This is a genomic window from Streptomyces ficellus (genome assembly GCF_009739905.1).
In the GTDB taxonomy this organism is placed as follows: Bacteria; Actinomycetota; Actinomycetes; order Streptomycetales; family Streptomycetaceae; genus Streptomyces; species Streptomyces ficellus_A.
Map to the genome: position 1 here is coordinate 4,660,033 of NZ_CP034279.1, position 18,036 is coordinate 4,678,068.

Annotated in this window: 12 protein-coding genes; 2 read left to right on the forward strand and 10 right to left on the reverse strand. The window is 75.0% G+C overall.

Going from position 1 to position 18,036, the window contains the following annotated elements:
• The first annotated feature begins 97 nt into the window (after positions 1-97).
• A complete protein-coding gene (locus EIZ62_RS20880) occupies positions 98-955 on the forward strand; it encodes a fumarylacetoacetate hydrolase family protein (protein WP_156694162.1) in 858 nt (285 codons plus the stop codon).
• Positions 956-1,058: 103 nt separating this feature from the next.
• Here the strand turns inward: EIZ62_RS20880 and EIZ62_RS20885 are convergent, their stop codons facing one another.
• The 9 genes from EIZ62_RS20885 to EIZ62_RS20925 form a co-directional block, all read right to left on the reverse strand.
• Positions 1,059-2,336 carry an ATP-grasp domain-containing protein gene (locus tag EIZ62_RS20885; RefSeq protein ID WP_156694163.1) on the reverse strand — a complete coding sequence of 426 codons (1,278 nt, stop codon included), beginning with the start codon at positions 2,334-2,336 and terminating at the stop codon, positions 1,059-1,061.
• Positions 2,337-2,355: 19 nt separating this feature from the next.
• A complete protein-coding gene (locus tag EIZ62_RS20890) occupies positions 2,356-3,645 on the reverse strand; it encodes an MFS transporter (RefSeq protein ID WP_156694164.1) in 1,290 nt (429 codons plus the stop codon).
• A complete protein-coding gene (locus EIZ62_RS20895; protein ID WP_156694165.1) occupies positions 3,635-4,396 on the reverse strand; it encodes a thioesterase II family protein in 762 nt (253 codons plus the stop codon). Before EIZ62_RS20895 ends, EIZ62_RS20890 begins: the two co-directional genes overlap by 11 nt.
• The gene (locus EIZ62_RS20900; RefSeq protein ID WP_156694166.1) at positions 4,393-7,383 is read right to left on the reverse strand and encodes a type I polyketide synthase; all 2,991 of its coding nucleotides are present in this window, start codon (positions 7,381-7,383) and stop codon (positions 4,393-4,395) included. The genes EIZ62_RS20895 and EIZ62_RS20900 overlap by 4 nt, the downstream gene beginning before the upstream one ends.
• Positions 7,380-9,971: an amino acid adenylation domain-containing protein gene (locus EIZ62_RS20905; RefSeq protein WP_244375857.1), complete on the reverse strand. Its 2,592-nt coding sequence runs from the start codon at positions 9,969-9,971 to the stop codon at positions 7,380-7,382. Before EIZ62_RS20905 ends, EIZ62_RS20900 begins: the two co-directional genes overlap by 4 nt.
• Positions 9,972-10,013: 42 nt before the next feature.
• Positions 10,014-10,586 (reverse strand): aspartyl/asparaginyl beta-hydroxylase domain-containing protein, encoded by a 573-nt coding sequence (locus EIZ62_RS20910; protein ID WP_156694167.1) that lies wholly within the window; start codon positions 10,584-10,586, stop codon positions 10,014-10,016.
• Between the two features lie 66 nt (positions 10,587-10,652).
• Complete coding sequence (locus tag EIZ62_RS20915) at positions 10,653-11,927, reverse strand: MFS transporter (protein WP_156694168.1); 1,275 nt, start codon at positions 11,925-11,927, stop codon at positions 10,653-10,655.
• Entirely contained in the window at positions 11,924-14,524 is a 2,601-nt protein-coding gene (locus tag EIZ62_RS20920) for an ATP-grasp domain-containing protein (protein WP_244375859.1), read from the reverse strand. The genes EIZ62_RS20915 and EIZ62_RS20920 overlap by 4 nt, the downstream gene beginning before the upstream one ends.
• Positions 14,525-14,585: 61 nt before the next feature.
• The gene (locus EIZ62_RS20925) at positions 14,586-14,771 is read right to left on the reverse strand and encodes a hypothetical protein (RefSeq protein WP_156694170.1); all 186 of its coding nucleotides are present in this window, start codon (positions 14,769-14,771) and stop codon (positions 14,586-14,588) included.
• A gap of 303 nt (positions 14,772-15,074) precedes the next feature.
• On the opposite strand from EIZ62_RS20925, the gene EIZ62_RS20930 reads away from it, so the two are divergent.
• Entirely contained in the window at positions 15,075-16,304 is a 1,230-nt protein-coding gene (locus tag EIZ62_RS20930) for a helix-turn-helix domain-containing protein (RefSeq protein WP_156694171.1), read from the forward strand.
• 397 nt (positions 16,305-16,701) lie between these two features.
• On the opposite strand, the gene EIZ62_RS20935 is transcribed toward EIZ62_RS20930, so the two are convergent.
• Entirely contained in the window at positions 16,702-17,892 is a 1,191-nt protein-coding gene (locus EIZ62_RS20935) for an MFS transporter (RefSeq protein WP_244375861.1), read from the reverse strand.
• Positions 17,893-18,036: the final 144 nt, after the last annotated feature.

Below are 18,036 nucleotides of genomic sequence, written 5' to 3' on the forward strand. Positions count from 1 at the left end.
GGTCTTGCGGGGTGAACGGTTGTCTTGGAGGATCGACCAATCCTCCGATGGCCGCACTCCATCGGCCGGGGCCTACCTCGACCACAGGGAGAAGACCATGAAGCTGCTGCGCGTCGGCGCACCGGGGGCCGAACGTCCCGCGTTGCTGGACCAGGACGGGACCCTGCGCGACCTGTCCGCGATCGTCACGGACATCGACGGGGCCCTGCTGTCCGACGCGTCGGCGCTGGACCGCGTCCGGGCCGCCGCCGGCGCCGGGGTGCTGCCCGCGCTGGACCCGACGGGCCTGCGGACCGGGCCGCCGGTCGGGCGGATCGGCAAGGTCGTGTGCATCGGGCTGAACTACCACGACCACGCCGCCGAGACGGGCCAGGCCACCCCGGCCGAGCCGGTCGTCTTCCTCAAGGCGGCCGACACGGTCGTCGGGCCGGACGACACCGTCCTCGTACCGCGCGGCAGCCGCAAGACCGACTGGGAGGTCGAGCTGGCGGTGGTCATCGGGCGCACCGCCCGCTACCTGGAGTCCGCGGAGGCCGCGCTGGCGCACGTCGCCGGGTACGCGGTCGCCCACGACGTCTCCGAGCGCGAGTTCCAGATCGAGCGCGGCGGCACGTGGGACAAGGGCAAGAACTGCGAGACGTTCAACCCCCTCGGCCCCTGGCTCGTGACGGCCGACGAGGTGCCCGACCCGCAGGCGCTGTCGCTGAAACTCTGGGTCAACGGCGAGCTGAAGCAGAACGGCTCCACGTCCGACCAGATCTTCCCCGTGGGGGAGGTGGTCCGCTACGTCAGCCAGTTCATGACGCTCCACCCGGGCGACGTCATCAACACCGGTACGCCGGCCGGCGTCGCCATGGGGCAGGCCGAGCCGAAGCCGTACCTGAGGGCCGGGGACGTCGTCGAGCTGGAGGTCGAGGGGCTCGGGCGGCAGCGGCAGGAGCTGAAGGACGCGTGACGCGCCACGGCCCGCACCCCTCACGAGGGTGCGGGCCGTGGGCCGTGCGCTGCGCCTTGGCGCGGGCGGGGTGGGCCCGCCCTCAGCACCGGCGGCCAGGACGTCAGACCGTGTGCTGCTCCGGGGACGTGACGCGGAAGAGGAAGGACAGGCCGTTGACGCTGGCCTGCGCCAGGGCGAGCGCTTCCGCGGCGTCCGGGGCCGACGCGCGGGCGCGGGCGACGCGGGCGAACGAGCCGTCGCCCGTGAGCTCCTCGCCCGGCTCCAGGAGCAGCGTGACGCCCGGGTCGAGGTCGGCGGCGTCCGTCCCGTCCCCGAGGCCGACGAACGTGCCCGTGGCCTCCGGGGCGGTGTACCAGATCGCCTCGCAGCGGGGCTCGCGGTCCGCCTCCAGGATCGCGCGGATGTCGGGCAGGACCTTGTCCCCGTAGGCCTGCCGGGCCTGGAAGTCGATCATGTCGACGCCCACCGCGTCCTTGACCAGGTTGAAGATCTCGTCGCCGCCCACGCGCAGGTGGGTCTCGATGACCCGCGGCCCGTCGGCGGTCAGCACGACCTCGGTGTGCGTGGGACCGAACTCCACGCCCAGGGCGTCCAGCACGCGCCGCACATGGCCGCCGATCGCCTCCTGGGCGTCCGCGTCCAGCGGGGCCGGCAGCACGTGGCCCAGCTCCACCATGTTCTTGGGGTCCGAGTACTTGCGGGTGACGGCGACGACCACGTGCTCGGCCGCCTCCGAGAACGCCTCCACGCTGTACTGCGGCCCCTCGTGGTACTGCTCCGCCAGCACGCCGAGCCGGGCGATGCCGGGGAAGTCGCCGGCGGCCGTGCGGTAGGCGGCGGCCGCCTCCGCAGGGGAGTGGACCAGGGTGACGCCGAAACTCGCGGTGCCCGCCGTGGGCTTGACGATGAACGGGTACCCCGCCTTCTCGCCGAACGCCAGCAGGTCCGCCTCGTCGTACGCGCGGCCCGCCGCCGTGTCCTCCACCCCCGTCTCCCGCAGCCGCTCGCGCATCGCGTGCTTGTCCTGCACCAGACGCACCGTGGCGGGGCTGTGGGTGGCGATCCCGAGCGCCGCGCCGACGGCCGCCGCCCGGTCCTGGTCGTGCTCCCAGAAGGTGGTGATCCGGGTGACCGGCTCCAGCGCGTGGACGGTCCGCGCCAGGGCGACGACCTCGTCGACGGGGGCGTCCTGGCGCACGGCCAGCACGCGCCGGTAGTGACCGGACTCGGTGATCCGGGCCAGGTGCTGGGGCCGGCAGATCACCGAGATCCGCGCCGACTCGTCCAGCTCGCGCAGCCGGGCGGCGTAGTCCAGCCGCGGGCCGATGGCGAACATCAGGTAGTGGTCCGACGCGCGGGCCGGGTCCAGGTCTGCCATGAGAAGAGCCTTTCGGGAGTCAGGAGGCGGCGGCCGCGGGGACCGCGGAGGCCGGGGGGACCGGCGCCGCGGACGAGGGGGAGCGGCGGGCGGAGAGGGAGAACGCGGCCGTGGCGGCCACGAACAGCAGGGCGAGCAGCAACCAGCCGGCGGGGCCCGCCGGCAGGACGAACGCCGTCATCAGGAACGGCCCCACGATCAGCTGGGCGCTCATGCCCATGCTGAACAGCGACAGGTACTGCGGTCGGGACCGCGGGTGCGCCATCTCGTACGACAGCTCCCACGCCGCCACCGCGTGCAGGTTCTCGCCGACGGTGAGCGCCACCACCGCGAGCACCACGACCACCAGCGCCACCGCCACGCCCCGGCCGTCGGCCGAGGCGAACAGCAGGCAGGACAGCACCAGCGGCACGGCCGCCAGCCTCAGCAGCCGCACGGCCGCGGTGACGCCGCGCGCGAAGCGGGCGACGTACACCTGGAGGACCACGGTGAGGACGGTGTTGACGGCGAGGACGACGGAACTCGCGCCGCCGGGCAGCCCGGCCTGCTCGGTCATCCACAGCGGCACCAGGACGAACAGGATCGAATCGTTCAGCAGGAGCACGGAGTTGGCGAGCGCGGCCGTCACGAAGCGGCGGTCGCGCCAGGGCGAGGGGCCGGGGCCCGCGGCCGGGGCGGGGTCGGCCGGGGCGGGGTCGGCCGGGTCCGCCGGGCGGGACGGCGCGTGCGGGGCGGCCCGCCGGCCCGCACGGCCGATCAGCAGGGCCACCACCACGAACGCGGCACCGTTGAACACGAACAGGGCGAGGAACGCGGCCGCCGAGCCGGCCGCCTGGACGACGGCCGCCAGCAGGAAACCGGCGGTCATCCCGATGTTGCTCACGGCACGCAGCGAGGCCATGGTGCGGGTGCGCAGGTCGTCGGGTTCGAGTTCCCCGACGATGACCTGGAGCAGCGGCATCGCCGCCCGGGTGGCCGCCGTGACGAGGCAGGTGACGGCGAAGTACCCGGCGTAGGTGTCCACGAACGCGTAGGCCACGAATCCCGCCGCCCGCACCAGCGTCAGCCCGACGTAGACGGGCAGCGCGCCGATCCGGCCGGCCAGCGCTCCGAAGGGCGCCGGGCTGAGCAGGCCCAGCACGTTGGCCGCGGTGAGCGCGCCGCCCACCGCCACCGCCGGGATGCCGACGACACCGACGAAGTAGAGCGTGGCGGCGGCGAGGAACATGCCGACCGCGACCGCGTCCACGCCGGAGGCGGCGGCGACGACGCGCCCGTTGCGCGAGACCGGCAGGAGGCTAGCCCACACGCTGCACCGCTCCCTGGGACAGGGCCGCTTCGACGAGGAGGTACGGCGGGTGCGGCGTCAGATAGAAGTGGTCGCCGGGGACGGTGTGATGGGTGAACCGGCCGCGGGTCACCGCCGCCCAGGCTGCCGCCTGCGCGGGCGCCACCTGCGGGTCGCCGTCGCCGGCGATCGCGGTGACGTCGCAGCGCAGGGCCGGGCCGGGACGGTGGACGTAGGAGTCGAACATCCGGTAGTCCCCGCACACGTACGGCAGGATCAGCTCCCGCACCTCCGGGTCGGCCAGCAGTTCGGCGTCCGTGCCGCCCAGGGCCACCAGGGCGTCGGCGACGGTGTCGTCGTCCAGGTCCGCCGCCCGCGGCCCTTCGGGGTGCGGGATCTGCGGGGCGCGGGCCCCGGAGGCGAAGAGGTGGCCGACGCGGTGGCCGTCCGCCTCCAGCAGGCGGGCCGTCTCGTAGGCGACCACCGCGCCCATGCTGTGGCCGAGGAGGGCCACGGGCCGGCCGTCGAGCAGCGGCCGCACCGCCTCCGCGATGTCGGCGGCCAAGGCGGGCAGTTCGGTGGGCAGCGGCTCGCCGAAGCGGGCCGCGCGCCCCGGATAGCAGACGGCGTGGACCTCGTACGAGGGGAGACCGGCGGCCCACGGGTGGAAGAAGGAGGCCGAGCCGCCCGCGTGGGGGAAGCAGATCAGCCGGTGTCCCGCCTCGGGGCGCGGGGTCGCGCACTTCAGCCAGGTCGTCGTCCGGGTCGTCATCGCCGGTCTCCCGCCGCCAGCAGGGACTCCACCAGCGCCGTGTGCCGGCCCAGCGTGGTGCCGGTCATGAGCTCGCGGACGGGCACGCGGACCCCGAGGTCGTCGCCGATCCGGCGGGCGAGCCGGACCAGTTGCAGCGAGTCGCCGCCGAGGTCGTAGAAGTCGGACTCGGCCGACAGGCCGGGGCTGCCCAGCAGGTCCGTCCACAGGGCCGCCACCGACTCGGCGGGGGTCCGCCGGGCCGTCACCGGTTCCGCCTCCCCGGCGACGGGGGCGGGAGCGGGGGCGGAGGCGGCCGGGTCCCGGGACGTCACCGGCGTGCGGACGGCCGCCGCCGGGGCCAGCAGGCGCGGGCCGGTGAAGGCGTGACCGGGCAGGTGCGCCGGGCGGCCGTCACCGGCGAGGGCGGCCGGGTCCACGGGCAGGCCCATGGTCCACAGCCCCGCCAGGGCCAGCAGCGTCTCCTCCGCCGGGCGGTCCGACCGGCCGGCGCTCAGCGGCACCGCGGTCAGCCCCGCGGCCTCGGCCATCGCGCTCAGGGCCTTGCCCGGGCCCGCCTCGACCGCCACGGCCCCCGGGTACGCCTCCGCGATCGCGGCCAGGCCCGCCGCGAACCGCACGGCCCCGCGCGCCTGTTCGGCGAAGGCCCCCGGCGCGACGGCGCTGCCGGCGGCCAGCAGGTCCCCGGTGGCGTTGGACAGGTACGGCAGGCCGGCGCGGCCCATGTCGAGACCCGCCGCGACCTCCCGCAGCCGGGTCACGGCCGGGTCGATCATCGAGGTGTGGAAGGCGTGGCTGGTCCGCAGCCGGCGCGCCGTCCCGCGGTCGCCGAGCCACGCCGTGAAGGCGTCCACGGCGGCCTCCGGGCCTGCCAGCACACAGCTCTCGGCGGTGTTGACCGCGGCCAGCTCCAGCCGGTGGCCGCTGTCGGCCGCGAAGCCGTCCGCCAGATCCAGGGCCCGCTCCTCACCCATGGCGAGGGACACCATGGCGCCGGGCGGGCAGTCCCGCATGGCCCGGCCCCGCGCGGTGACCAGCGCGGCCGCGCCGGCGAGGGTCAGGACGCCGGACAGGGCGGCGGCGGTGATCTCGCCGAGGCTGTGCCCGGCGAGGGCGACGGGACGGACGCCGAGGGTGCCGAGGGCGGTGGCGGCCGCGTACTCGACGCAGAACAGGGCGGGTTGGGCCAGCTCCGTACGGGCCAGCTCCGCGGCCGGGAACCCGGGGTCGTGCAGGGCGGTCCGCACCCGGTCCGCGAGGGCGGGCTCCAGGTGCCCCAGGCACTCGTCCAGGGCGGCGGTGAAGCCGGGCAGCGCGTCCCGGAACGGCAGGGCCATGCCCGGGGACTGGCTGCCCTGACCCGGCAGCAGGAGCACCACCGGCGCGGCGGCGGCGGCCCGCGCCGGGGCGGTGCGCAGGCGGCCGGCCAGCTCCTCGTGGGTGCGCCCGGCGACGGCGGCCCGGTACGGCAGGCGGGCCCGGCCCGACGCCAGGGTGTGGGCGACGTCGGCCGGTGTCACGTCCGTGAGGCCCGGGAGCCGGTCCGCGAGGCGGTCCGCGGTGGCCCGCAGAGCGTCCGGGCTCACGGCCGACAGCATCAGCACCCGGTCCTCCGCCCCGGCACCCGGATCCGTGCCGGGCGTGCCGGGCGTGGCGGGCGCGGCCTTGTACTGCTCGACGACGACGTGGGCGTTCGTACCGCCGATGCCGAAGGAGCTGACGCCCGCCCGGCGCGGTCCGGAGGCGTCGTCCCAGTCCGCGCACGCGGTCGGGACGCGCAGCGGTGAACCCTCCGTCTCCAGCAGCGGGTTGAGGCTGCGGAACCCGGCCACCGGCGGCACCTTGCCCTCGCGGACCACCAGCAGGGTCTTGACGAGCGAGGCGAGGCCCGACGCCGCGTCGAGGTGGCCCATGTTGGCCTTCACCGCGCCCACCGCGATCTGCCCCGGCCGGGCGCCGAGGCGCCGCAGCACGGCCGACGCGGCCGACCACTCGATCGGGTCGCCGACGCGGGTGCCGGTGGCGTGCGCCTCCAGGTACCCGAGCGAGTCGGCCGTGACGTCCGCGGCGGCGAGGGCCGCGCTGATGACGGCCTCCTGCCCGGCCGCGGACGGCGCCTGGTAACCGGCCTTCGCCGAGCCGTCGTTGTTGACGGCCGTCCCGATGATCACCCCGTAGGGGTCCGGGCCGTCGTCGACGGCGTCCGCGCGGGGGCGCAGGACGACGGCCACCACGCCCGAACCGGCCAGCGCGCCGTCCGCCGCCGCGTCGAAGGGCCGGCACTCGCCCGACGCGGAGAGGATGCCGCCCGGCAGGTGGACGTGTCCGGCCTGCGGGAAGTCGACGGCCGCCGCGACGACCACGGCCTGCTCGCACTCGCCGTTCAGCAGGGCCTGGACGGCGAGGTGCACCGCCACCAGGGACGAGGAGCAGGCGGTCAGCACGGAGAGGGCGGGGCCGGTCAGGCCGAGGCGGTAGGCGATCCTGGTCGCCATGTAGTCGGGCTCGGTGGCGCGCAGCGCCTCCTCGACGCCCGCCGCGTCCAGGGTGTTCGAGGTGAGCATGGCGCGCAGGTACGCGCTGCTGCTCGCCGACGCGTACACGCCGGTGACGCGGGTCTCGGTGGTGGGGTCGCAGCCCGCGTCCTCCAGCGCCGACCAGGCCGCCTCCAGCATCAGCCGGTGCTGCGGGTCCATGAGTTCGGCCTCGCGACGGCTGATGCCGAACAGCCCGTGCTCGAACCGGTCGGCGTCCGCGAGCAGGCCGCGTACGGGAACGTAGTCCGGGTCGTCCACCACTGCCGCCGGCTCTCCGGCGGCCAGCAGGGTGTCGCGGCCGGACCGGGTGGTGAGGACCTCGCCGCGGAGCAGCGCCCGCCACCACGTGGGGATGTCGGCCGCGCCCGGGAACCGCCCGGCCATGCCGGTGACGGCGATGTCCAGCGAGCGGTCGCGCGGCGCGTCCTCGGGAGGTACGGAACCGGTCATCGGGTCGCTCCCTGCTGTACGCGGCGACGGCGGGCGCGGGCGAGGCGCTCACGGCGGGCCTGCTCGGCCCGGGCGTCCGTGCCCGCCGCCCCCGCGTCCGCTCCGGCGCCGGCCCGGACCAGCCCGGCCTGGGCGTCCACCGTGGAGCAGCGGAAGAGGTCGACCACGGAGGGCCGTACGCCGGTGTGGCGGCCCAGGGCGTCCTGGAGCCGGATGATGAGCAGCGAATGGCCGCCCAGGTCGAAGAAGTTGACGTCGCCCGGTACGGCCGCCGAGGTCTCCAGCACCTCGGCCCACGCCGCCCGCACGCCCGCGACGGGGTCGCCGGCCGGGCCGGGCGCGGCCGCCTCCCGCGGGGCGGGCTCCTCGCGCCGTTCGGCGAGCTCCGCCAGCGCCGCGCGGTCCGCCTTGCCGTTGACGGTGACCGGGAAGGAGGCCAGCGCGTGCAGGCGGGCCGGCACCGCGGCCTCGGGCAGCGTGCGGGCCAGCCGCTCCCGTACGGCGGGCAGCTCGTCCGGCGCGTCGGTGACCACGAAGCCGGTGAGCCGGGTCCCCGCGGCGTCCGGTACGACGACGGCCTCGCGCACACCGGGGCAGGCGCGCAGCGCCGCCTCGACGGCGCCCGTCTCGACGCGGTGGCCGCGGATCTTCACCTGGTTGTCCCGGCGCCCGAGGAAGTCCAGGCCACCGGACCGGTTCCAGCGCACCAGGTCACCGGTGCGGTACATCCGGGCGTCCCCGCCCGCGAACGGGTCGGCGACGAAGGCGCGGGCGGTGGCGCCGGGGTTCTGGAAGTAGCCGCGGGCGACACCGGCGCCGCCGATGTGGAGTTCGCCGGTGATGCCGGGCGGCACCAGGCGGCCCGCGTCGTCCAGGACGTACAGCCGGGTGCCCGGGACGGGTCCGCCGATGTCGACCGGACCGGCCGCCCGGAAGCGCCGGTAGCTCGCCCACACGGTGGCCTCGGTGGGCCCGTACTCGTTCACCAGCGTGGCGCCGAGCGAGGCGAAGTGGCGCCGCGGCAGGGCCTCCGGGAGCGCCTCCCCGGCCGTGATGACGGTGGTCAGCGAGGCGAGCCGGTGCGGGCCCAGGCGCTCGGCGGCGGCCAGCAGCGTGTCGTACAGGGACGGCACGCACAGCAGGTGCGTGACCGTGTGCCGCTCCACGAGCCGCAGCAGCGCCTCGGGGTCGCGGAACTCGTCCGGGCCGGCCACGACCAGGCGGCCCCCGGCGGTGAGGGTGCCCCACAGCCCGGCGACCGAGGAGTCGAAGGCCAGCGGGGAGAGCAGCAGGAAGACGGGCGCGCCGGGATAGACCTGACGGCGGGCCAGGGTGGAGGCGGCCAGCTGGCCGTGCTCGACCACCACGCCCTTGGGGGCACCGGTGCTTCCGGAGGTGTAGATCAGGTACGCGGCGTCGCCGGGGGCCGGCTCCACCGGCGGGAGCACCTCGCCCTCGTGGCGAACCGCGGAGGCGTCGGCGGTGACGACGGCCACCCCGAGCGGCGCCACGCGCTCCTCGGCGCCGGCGGTCACCACCACGGCGGAGACCCGCGCGTCGGCGAGCACCGCCGTGACGCGCTCGTCGGGGTTCGCCGGGTCGACCGGTACGTAGGCGGCACCGGTCCGTACGGTGCCGAGCACCGCGGCCACCATGGCCGTGGAGCGCCCGGCGAGGACGCCGACCCGGTCGCCGGGGCGGACACCGGCCGCGACCAGCCGCGCGGCGACGCGTCCGGCCCAGGTGTCGAGTTCCCCGCGGGTGACCCGGTCGTCGCCGCAGACGACGGCCACCTGGTCGGGGCCGTCGGCCGCCAGCGCGGCGACCCGGGTGTGCACCGGTTCACCGGCGCCGTCGGGCAGCGGGTCGCCGAGCCCGAGGGCGAGCAGCTCCCGGCGCCCCGCCGCGTCCAGCAGCGGCAGCGCGCCGGCGGTCAGGGGCGGCTCCTCGCCGGTCAGCGCGGCGAGCACCGTGCGCAGCTGACCGAGCAGACCGGTGAGGCACGCCTCGGTGTACCGGTCGGCGTTGTACAGCGCCACGAGTTGCGCGCCGTCCGGCGAGCCGTCACCGTCCCACAGGGCGACGGCGACCTCGCGGGCGCCGCGGAGCGTGGCGGCGGGCGTGCCGAGCCGGAACTCGACCAGCGGCTCCGGCACGGCCGGCGCCTGCGCGTCGGCTCCGTCGTTCCACAGGGCGATGGACCGCTCCAGCGCCAGGTCCGTCCCGGCCAGCAGTTCGGCGCGGGTCAGGTCGTCCCGTACCGCGAGCACGACCGGCACGTGCAGGGCCGTGGCCAGGGCGTGCGGTGTTCCGGTCCGCCGGGTCAGGGTCACGGCCAGCGCGGCGAGGCCGACGGTCAGGGGGGTGACCGCGTGCTGCCGGGCCGTGGCGCCGACCGCCGCCCGCAGTCCGGCGTCGAGGGGCAGGCGCACCACGCCGGTCCGTCCGGCGGGGACGGGACGGGGCCCTCCGACGCCCAGCGGACGGTCGGTGGCGGCGGCGCGGACCTCGTCGGCCCACTGCCGGAACTCCTGGCTCCCGCTGTCGGCCGGGGTGTGGCCGAGGGGGGCGGCGGACGGCGATGGCATCGTCAACTCCTTCGGTGGCGGTCGGTACGCGTGGCGGCGGGGTCAGTCGGCCAGCGTCATCGTGAGGTGGATGCGGTCCGTGCCACCGGCGTTGTACGCGGAGTGGTGGCGGAGGGTGTTGAGGATGTGCACCCGGCCGTCGGTGGGCACGTGGTAGGTGTGGCCGCTGCGGAAGAGCAGGCGGCTGTCCTCGTTGGTCTGGATCGCCACGTGCGCGACGCGGGAGTGGTCGGTGTGCATGTGGTAGATCTCGCCGGGGTGCAGGGTGACCAGGCGCATGCGGCCGGGGCGGAACGGCAGCTGCTGGTAGAGCTCGTGGAAGTAGGTGTCCTTGAGCGCCTCGTTGAAGAACGCGAACTCGTTCTCCTCGAAGTTCTTCTCGCCGGTCTCCTGGTTGAACTGGCCGGTGCCGGCGTCGCGCCACGGGTCGCCGGCGCCGGCGCGGTGGGTGAGGCCCAGGCGGCGCAGGCGGTCCTCCGGCTTGCCCGAGGGGGCGTCCGGCAGGCGCTCCAGGTACTGGTGGTAGGCCGCGACGATCTCGTCGTGGTCGAGCCGGACACCGGCGACGATCTCGACGAGCTCGCTGTCGATCGTGCTGAGCGTGGGCGTGGACATGGTGATCTCCGATCTCTGCGGGCGGACGCCCGTACGGGAGGTGCGTGGGGGGTGCGGGAGGGGGAGTTACGCGGCGGGGGTCTTCTCGTACGCCCGGGGCGCCGGCGAGGTGCGGACGGCCCACGAGACGAGCGGGCGGCTGACCAGCCCCACGAGGAGGAACAGCCCGCCCAGCAGGAACCAGCCGGGGCGGCCGAGCCCGAGGGCGAGGCTGCCGAGGACCGCGGGGGCGAGCGCCTCGGCGAGGCCGCCGCCGAGGCCGAAGACGCCGGAGTACTGGCCCTGGGCGTGCGGGGCGGCGAGCCCGAAGGAGTACTCCATGGCGGACGCCGCGTGCCAGAGCTCGCCGAGCGTGTAGACGGCCGTGGCCGTCAGGAGGAGCGCGGCGGCCGCCCAGCCGGGCACGTCGCCGGCGGCCATCATCAGGACCAGGCCCGCGCAGACGGCGCCGCCGGCCCAGCGCATCCGGCTGCCCGCCGACTCGGGGTCGGAGACGTTCTTGCTGACGGCCACCTGGAGGGTGATGACCAGGACGGTGTTGAGGACCAGCACCCCGGAGACCATCCAGCGGGGCGCCTCGGTGTGGTCCACGATCCACAGCGGCAGCAGGAACGTCGGCACCGCGAAGTGCAGCGACATCAGGGAGTTGAGGACGGTGGCCACCAGGTAGGGCCGGTCCCGCAGGGCGTCCCAGCGTCCGCTGAGCGGCGGTGCGGGGATCCGGGCCGGCCGGGGCAGCCGCAGCAGGGCGAGGGCGCAGCCGGCGAAGGCCAGGGCCCGCCCGGCGACCAGGGTCAGGTACGCCGGTGCCGTGTCGAGCTGGATGGCGACTCCGGCGGCCAGCGCGCCCAGCGAGATGCCCAGGTTGGTGGCGGCCCGCAGGTAGGCCCGGAAGCGGGCCGGGTCGCCGCCGCCGAAGGCGCGTACCAGGGGGGCCCGGCTGGACTTGTCGGCGGCGAAGACGACACCGGTGAGGACCGAGATCAGGACGAACGACCAGAAGGCGTCGACCAGCAGGAAGCAGCCCATGAAGGCGGTGCCCGCGAGCATGACCGCGATCTGCGTCTCGCGGGCGCCCCGGCGGTCGGCGATCCGGCCGCCGAGGATCCCGGCGGCCAGGCCGACCATCGCCCCGGCGAACAGGCCGAACGCCACCTGGGACATGGGCAGTCCGACGACCCTGGTGAAGTACAGGGCGCTGGAGGACATGAACATCCCGCTGCCGAGGGCGTTGACGAACGTCGCCCCGGCCAGCGTGCGCTGCGGTCCGCGCTCCGGCAGGAGCCGCGCCAGCGGTCCGGGCCGGCCGGCGGGGGCGTCGTTCCGCGGGCCCGTGGTCACTGCCACAGGGTGTCCCGGAAGTCCGCCTCGGGCCGCTGCTCACGGTTCCAGGCCCGCAGTTCGCGGCCGGTGACGCCCTGCGGCGCCACGACCAGGCGCTCGTCGAACCAGGCGCGGACGGCGGCGAAGCGTTCCTCCAGCTCCTCCTCGGTCGACGCGGACACCAGGACCTGGCCCATGCGGTGGTTGGTGTTGTCGATGTCGCCGAGGAACGTGCCGCCCGCGGGGAACTCCACCCGGGCGAACTCCACGCCCGGCAGGGCCCGCAGCTCGGCCGGTGCCGGGCAGGACAGGAGCGTCCCGGCACGGCCCTTGAGGTAGCTGGTGCCGAACAGCTCGGGGCGGTGCTCGACGTCGGCGCCCGGGTCCCGGCCGATGGCGCATCGCAGCGCGGCCTCGCCCAGGTGGATGCCGAACTTCGCCTGCACCTGCTCGTGGATGAGGGCCCCGCCGCGGCGGGCGGCGCACTCGCTGAAGGTGAGCCGGCCCGTCTGCGGGTCGTGGAACAGCTCCATGTGGAAGACGCCGTCGCGCAGTCCGAGCGCCTCCAGGCAGCGGCGCACCACCGGCTCCGCCAGGTCGTACGCCCAGGTCTCGTCCTTGGGGTCGAAGTGCCGCATCCACAGCGGGGTCTGCTCGTCGATCATGGTCAGGCAGGGGGCGCCGTACCGGCCGACGGCCAGGAAGCGCAGCTCGCCGTCGTGGAGGAAGCCGTCGGCGATCCACTCGTCGCCGCCGACGTACTCCTCCAGGACGAAGGTGCGCTGGGCGGTGTGGTCGGCGCGGTAGCGGCGGCTGAGGGCCTGGAGCGCCTCCGGGCCGTCGACGACGGCGGTGCGCGCGGTGGCGGCGCCGGCGACCGGCTTGAGCACGGCCCTGTCGTACTCCCAGGGGACGTCCGAGACGTCGTGCACGTCGTCGACGACGGTGACCCGGGCCGTGGGGACGCCGGCCTCGGCGACCTTCCGCTTCTGCAGCGACTTGTCCCGGAAGTACACGGCGGTCACCGGGTCGAGGGCCCGGCAGCCGAGTTGTGTCGCGAGGACGCCCGCGGTGACCAGCGCCCACTCGTCGGAGGTGAGGACGGCGTCGAACCGGTGGTCGCCCAGCCCGGCCCGGTGCAGGGCCATCAGGATGGTCTCGGGGCTCTTGTGGTCGTCGACCAGCAGGACCCGCAGCTCCTCGGGGACCTCGGCGAGGCCGTGGTCGTACCCGGCGGCGCCCCAGACGACGACGGCGTCGACGCCGTCGCGTACGCAGGCCTGCATGACGTACTTGTCGGTGCCCAGCAGCAGCACGCTGGGGCGGCGGTCTTCCGTGGTCACGACGTACACCTCGTCCTTCAGGGTCTGGATGGTGTCGCGGTCCGCGTGGACGGTCGCCAGGTCCGGTGCGGTCAGGAAGATCCGCATCGGGCTGGTGAGCAGGTCGGCCGTGGGGCTGATCCGTTTGCCGGGCGAGAGCTTGACGCCGACCAGGTGCACGCTGGGCAGCGCCGCGATGCGGTCGACCGCGTCCTGGTCCACCGCCGTGACCACGCCGTCGAGTTCCGTACGGGTGCTGTGCACGGCCGCCGCGGCGCGCGGGGTGTAGACCAGGCCGGCGTAGCGGTTGGTGAACTCCCAGGGGCGGGCGTAGGCGAGGGCGGTGAGGTCGGCCTGGTTGGCGCCCAGGCAGAGGTCGTGGAAACCGGGGTTCATGTTGCCGTTGAGGCGGGCGCCGATCTCGACGAGCGCGGGGCCTTCCGGGGTCATGATGACCTCGGCGTGGGCCGGTCCGTGCCGGATGCCGAGCGCCTCCAGCACGGTGTCGACGTACGCGATCAGTTCGGGCACCGGCGCGGCGTCCGGTTCGAGCAGGACGTCGAGGTCGTACACGTTCTTGCCGCCGGGCAGGAGCCGCTTCTCGTACTCCCAGACCCCGCACACGTACCGCTCGCCGTCGACGCCGACGGTGTCGACGATGTACTCGGTGCCCTCCAGGAACGACTGGACGAGCGCCTCGGTGTTGGGCCGGTCGAAGATGTCCGTGGAGCCGAGCACGGCCCGGGCGGCCGCCAGGACCTCGGCGGCGTCGTGGCAGCGGTAGACGTGGTCGGTCGACGCGGAGCTGAGCGGCTTGACGACCACGGGGTACGAGCCCGCCCGCTCGGCCCAGTCGGCGAGGGCCTGCGGGTCGGGGCTCTTGTACTGGTCCGCGCAGCGCACCCCGGCGCGGCGCAGCGCCTCGATCATCTCGTACTTGTCGCGGCGGGCCGCGGAGAGCGCGGTGCCGTTGCTGGCCAGCCCGAGGCGCTCGCTGAGCGCGTCGGCGAGCGGGACTCCGGGCTCCTGGCCGGCGAGCACGGCCACCGGGCCGAGCGCGGCCAAAGCCTCGACGGTCCGCTCGAAGGCCTCCTCGTCGGGGCAGTGGAAGTGCTCCCGGTAGGCACCGAGGTCCGGCTGGAGCATGGTCGACATGGGTTCGGCGGTGCTGTGGACGTGCACCACGTCGATGCCGAGCCGGGCGAAGGCCGGGGGCAGGAACGTGCCGGTCGAGTACCCGTCCACGATCACTGCGGTCTTGACCGGGCGGGCCGGGGGCGAGTCGGGAGCCATCGGGTCCATCACTCTCTGTGCGGGGTGCGATGTACGAGAAGGGGCCGGTGCGGCGGGGGAGTTACGCGCCGGCCGGGGGGACCGGCCAGCCGATGTCGCCCTCGGCCTGGAGTACCGCGGCCGGCCGGGGAGCGGGGGTGGGCCAGCCGATGTCGCTCGCCGGGCCGGCGACGACCGCGAACAGAGCGACGAAGGCGAAGGCGCCCGCCGCGAGACGGACACGAGTGAGACGCAGGAAGGACCGCACAACTTCTCCTTGGCAGAACGGATGGTCAGAACCGTTGAGCAGCCGCGGCCGCCCCGTTGCCTGAGAAGTTAGAGCAGTCACTCTGGTCTTGGCAAGGAGTTGCCAAGAGATTGGCAAGCCTGTACCGGACAGCAGGGGGTCGTTCTCCGCCAATGCCGGGACAGACTGTGGGCAAGATTTGCCCGGGCGACCATTCCCCGGCTAGCCTCTGGACTCATTGCGGCAACGTGCGCCCTGTCCGGGGCGCCGTCAGAAGCCCCCTCCGCTCCTTGCCATGCCTGTACGACCACTGGGGTTGATCACGTGCTGGAACAACCTTTCTTCGGACGTCGGCTCAAGCAGCTGCGCACCGAGCGGGGCCTGTCCCAGGCCGCGCTCGCCGGCGACGGGATGTCGACCGGCTATCTGTCCCGGCTCGAGTCCGGCGCCCGGCAGCCCACCGCCCGCGCCGTGGAATACCTGGCGGCGCAGCTCGGGGTGAAGGTCGCCGCCTTCGAGGAGCCGGGCGCCACCGATTCGCTCGCGCAAGCACTCGCCATCGCCACCTCGGACCACTCCGACGACACCATCGAGGCCCTGGAACGCTCGCTGTCGACCGGCGGCGCCCAGGACCCGATGCTGCGCTGGCAGGCCCTGTGGCTCGTGGCGCAGTGGCGCCGCGGCCACAACCAGCACGCCAGGGAACGCGCCCACCTCGAAGAACTCGTCACTGTCGGTGACACCCTGGGTCTCCCCGCGCTGCGCGCCCGGGGCTTCACCCAGCTGGCCCGCTGTCTGCGGGCCTGCGGCGAGATCGCGCTCGCGGTGGAGGCCGCCGGGACCGCCCACCAGCTGGCCCGCGACAACGACCTGACGGTCCAGGACCTGGCGGGCAGTCTCCTGGCCCTCGTCTCGGCCGAGGCCGAGGCGGGCAGGCTCTCCGAAGCGCGCGCTCACGCGGACGAGCTGACCGAACTGACCGGGGACCGGTCCGACAGCCTGTGGGCCGAGGCGCGGTGGACCGCCGCCGCCGTCCGGGTGCGCCAGGGCGACCTCGAGGCCGCCCAGTCGCTCCTGGAGCAGGCGCTCGACCGCTTCAGCAGCGCGGAGGACCTCTCCCTGTGGACGCGGCTGCGGGTCGCGGCCGCCCGGCTGCACCTGCTGAAGGCCCCGCCGGAGCTGGACGCCGCCGAGCAGTACGTCGAGCAGGCCGAGGCCGGGCTCGCCTTCGTGGGCGTCCCCGCGCTGGAGCAGGAGGTGCTCTCGCTGCGGGCGGACATCGCCTTCCGGGCCGGCCGGTTCGCCGACGCGCGCACGCTCCTGGACCGGGTGCGCGGCCACGACCCCCACATGACCTACCGCAACCGGGTCCGCCTGGACGTCCTCGACAGCCGGCTGCTGATCATCGAGGGCGAGCAGCAGGAGGGGCTGCGCAGGATGCGGGCGCTCGCCGAGGAGGCGCAGGCCGCGTCGAACATCGACCTGGCCGCCGACATCTGGCGCCTGCTCGCCGAGACGCTCGCCCAGGCGCACGGGTCCGCCCCCTCGGCCTGACGGCCGGTATTCGGCCTGCAACGCCGACGTTCCGCCCCGGGCCCTTTTCCGGTCCCGTTGTGGGCAACCATCCCGCCGGTCGCGTTGTGGGCAGTCGTCCCGCTGGGGCGGGACGGGTGGGCACAACGGGACCGGGGCGGTGCCTGTTCTCGGTTCGCCCTGGGGCGGTGCCTCGGGCCGGTGACCCCCGGTGGGTGTGGGGCGTGGCCCCTCCGGGCTCGCCTCCTCGGGGCCGGCGGCCTCGGGTTACGGGTAGGGGAGCCCCGGTAACGCCGCCAGCCCCTGCGGGGGCGACCCTGCACGGCCCCGCCCCGGGTACGTCGCCGACTGCGGGTCGTGGGTGGGAGGGGCACGGCCCTGCCCCGGGTGTGTCGCCGGGTGCGGGGCGGTGGGGTGGTCAGTCGAGGTGGCGCGCGCGGAGCAGGCCCGCCGCCGCGAGGGCGAGGAAGCCGCCGCAGCCGAGGACCATGCCGGTCCAGCCGTACGCCTCGTACAGCAGGGTCCCGGTCAGGGTGCCGACCGCGCCGCCCGCGAAACTCGCCAGCATGAACAGGGTGTTGAGGCGGGCGCGGATCCGCTCGTCCAGCCGGAAGATGCGCACCTGGTTGGCGATCTGCCAGCAGCTTCCCCCGTACACCAGCAGGTTGCAGCCGATGACGAGGGCGGCCATCGAAGTGGTGCCCACCGTGCCCATCAGCAGGAAGGCGACGCCGACGCAGCCCAGCGCGAGCGTGTTGACGTACAGCGGGCCCCGCTGGTCGCTCAGCCGTCCCGCCGAGTAGGACAGCAGCGCCGCCGGCAGGCTGAACAGGCCGAACAGGCCCGCCCAGGCCACGCCCTTGCCGAACGCGGGCCCGGCCAGGTGGAAGGCGAGCGTCGCCCAGAAGGCGCTGAAGGCGGCGAAGACGGTCCCGCCCAGGTACGCCGACAGGCGCAGCTCGGCGTGCGCGACCAGCAGGCCCGGCATCGACCCGATCAGCTTCCGGTACGAGACGTCCCCGCCGCGGCCGGTCCGCTCGGGCAGCAGCCGCGGTACGACGAGGGCGAGGGCGCCGGTGAGCGCGGCGGCGACCAGGTAGGCGGTGCGCCAGTCCCCGCTCAGGCCGACCACCGCGCCGGAGAGCGTGCGCGACAGGGTGGAGCCCAGGGTGAGGCCGATCCCGATCATCCCCACCGCCCGGCCGCTGTGGGCGGGCCCGGCCATGGACGCGGCGGTCGGCATCAGGATCTGCGGGACGACCGTGGTGGTCGACAGGGCGACGGTGGCGACGGTGAGCGTGGCCAGGTTCGGGGCCGCCGCGGCGACCAGCAGTCCGGCCGTGGTCAGCGCCAGCAGCACGGTGACCAGGCGGCGCAGCCGGGCCACGTCCGCGAGGGGCACCACCAGGCTGATGCCGAAGGCGTACCCGATCTGTGCGGCGGTGGCGACCAGGCCCGCGGCCGAGTCCGAAACCCCGAGCCCCGAGGCGATGGCGTCCAGCAGGGGCTGCGGGAAGTAGATGTTGGCGACCGTGAGGGCGCCTGCGACGGCGAGGGTCAGTGCGGTCCCACGCGACAGGCCCGGGCGGGCCGGTGCTTCGACGGTCAAGGCCGTTCCCCTCTGCGGTGACGGGATCTGTGGACGATGCACCAGGCATATTGCCATTCGGGCAACACGTGTGGCAACCTCTTGCCAATTCCTGGAAACCGCCGTCGCCGGCAACGGCTCCGGAGGTGTCCCCGAACGCAAGGT

Excerpts from the sequence above, each read along its gene's own strand:
- EIZ62_RS20885 (WP_156694163.1), bottom strand. The coding sequence starts at position 2,336 with ATGGCAGACCTGGACCCGGCCCGCGCGTCGGACCACTACCTGATGTTC.
- EIZ62_RS20900 (WP_156694166.1), bottom strand. The coding sequence starts at position 7,383 with ATGACCGGTTCCGTACCTCCCGAGGACGCGCCGCGCGACCGCTCGCTG.
- EIZ62_RS20920 (WP_244375859.1), bottom strand. The coding sequence starts at position 14,524 with ATGGCTCCCGACTCGCCCCCGGCCCGCCCGGTCAAGACCGCAGTGATC.
- EIZ62_RS20880 (WP_156694162.1), top strand. The coding sequence starts at position 98 with ATGAAGCTGCTGCGCGTCGGCGCACCGGGGGCCGAACGTCCCGCGTTG.
- EIZ62_RS20910 (WP_156694167.1), bottom strand. The coding sequence starts at position 10,586 with ATGTCCACGCCCACGCTCAGCACGATCGACAGCGAGCTCGTCGAGATC.
- EIZ62_RS20905 (WP_244375857.1), bottom strand. The coding sequence starts at position 9,971 with ATGCCATCGCCGTCCGCCGCCCCCCTCGGCCACACCCCGGCCGACAGC.
- EIZ62_RS20895 (WP_156694165.1), bottom strand. The coding sequence starts at position 4,396 with ATGACGACCCGGACGACGACCTGGCTGAAGTGCGCGACCCCGCGCCCC.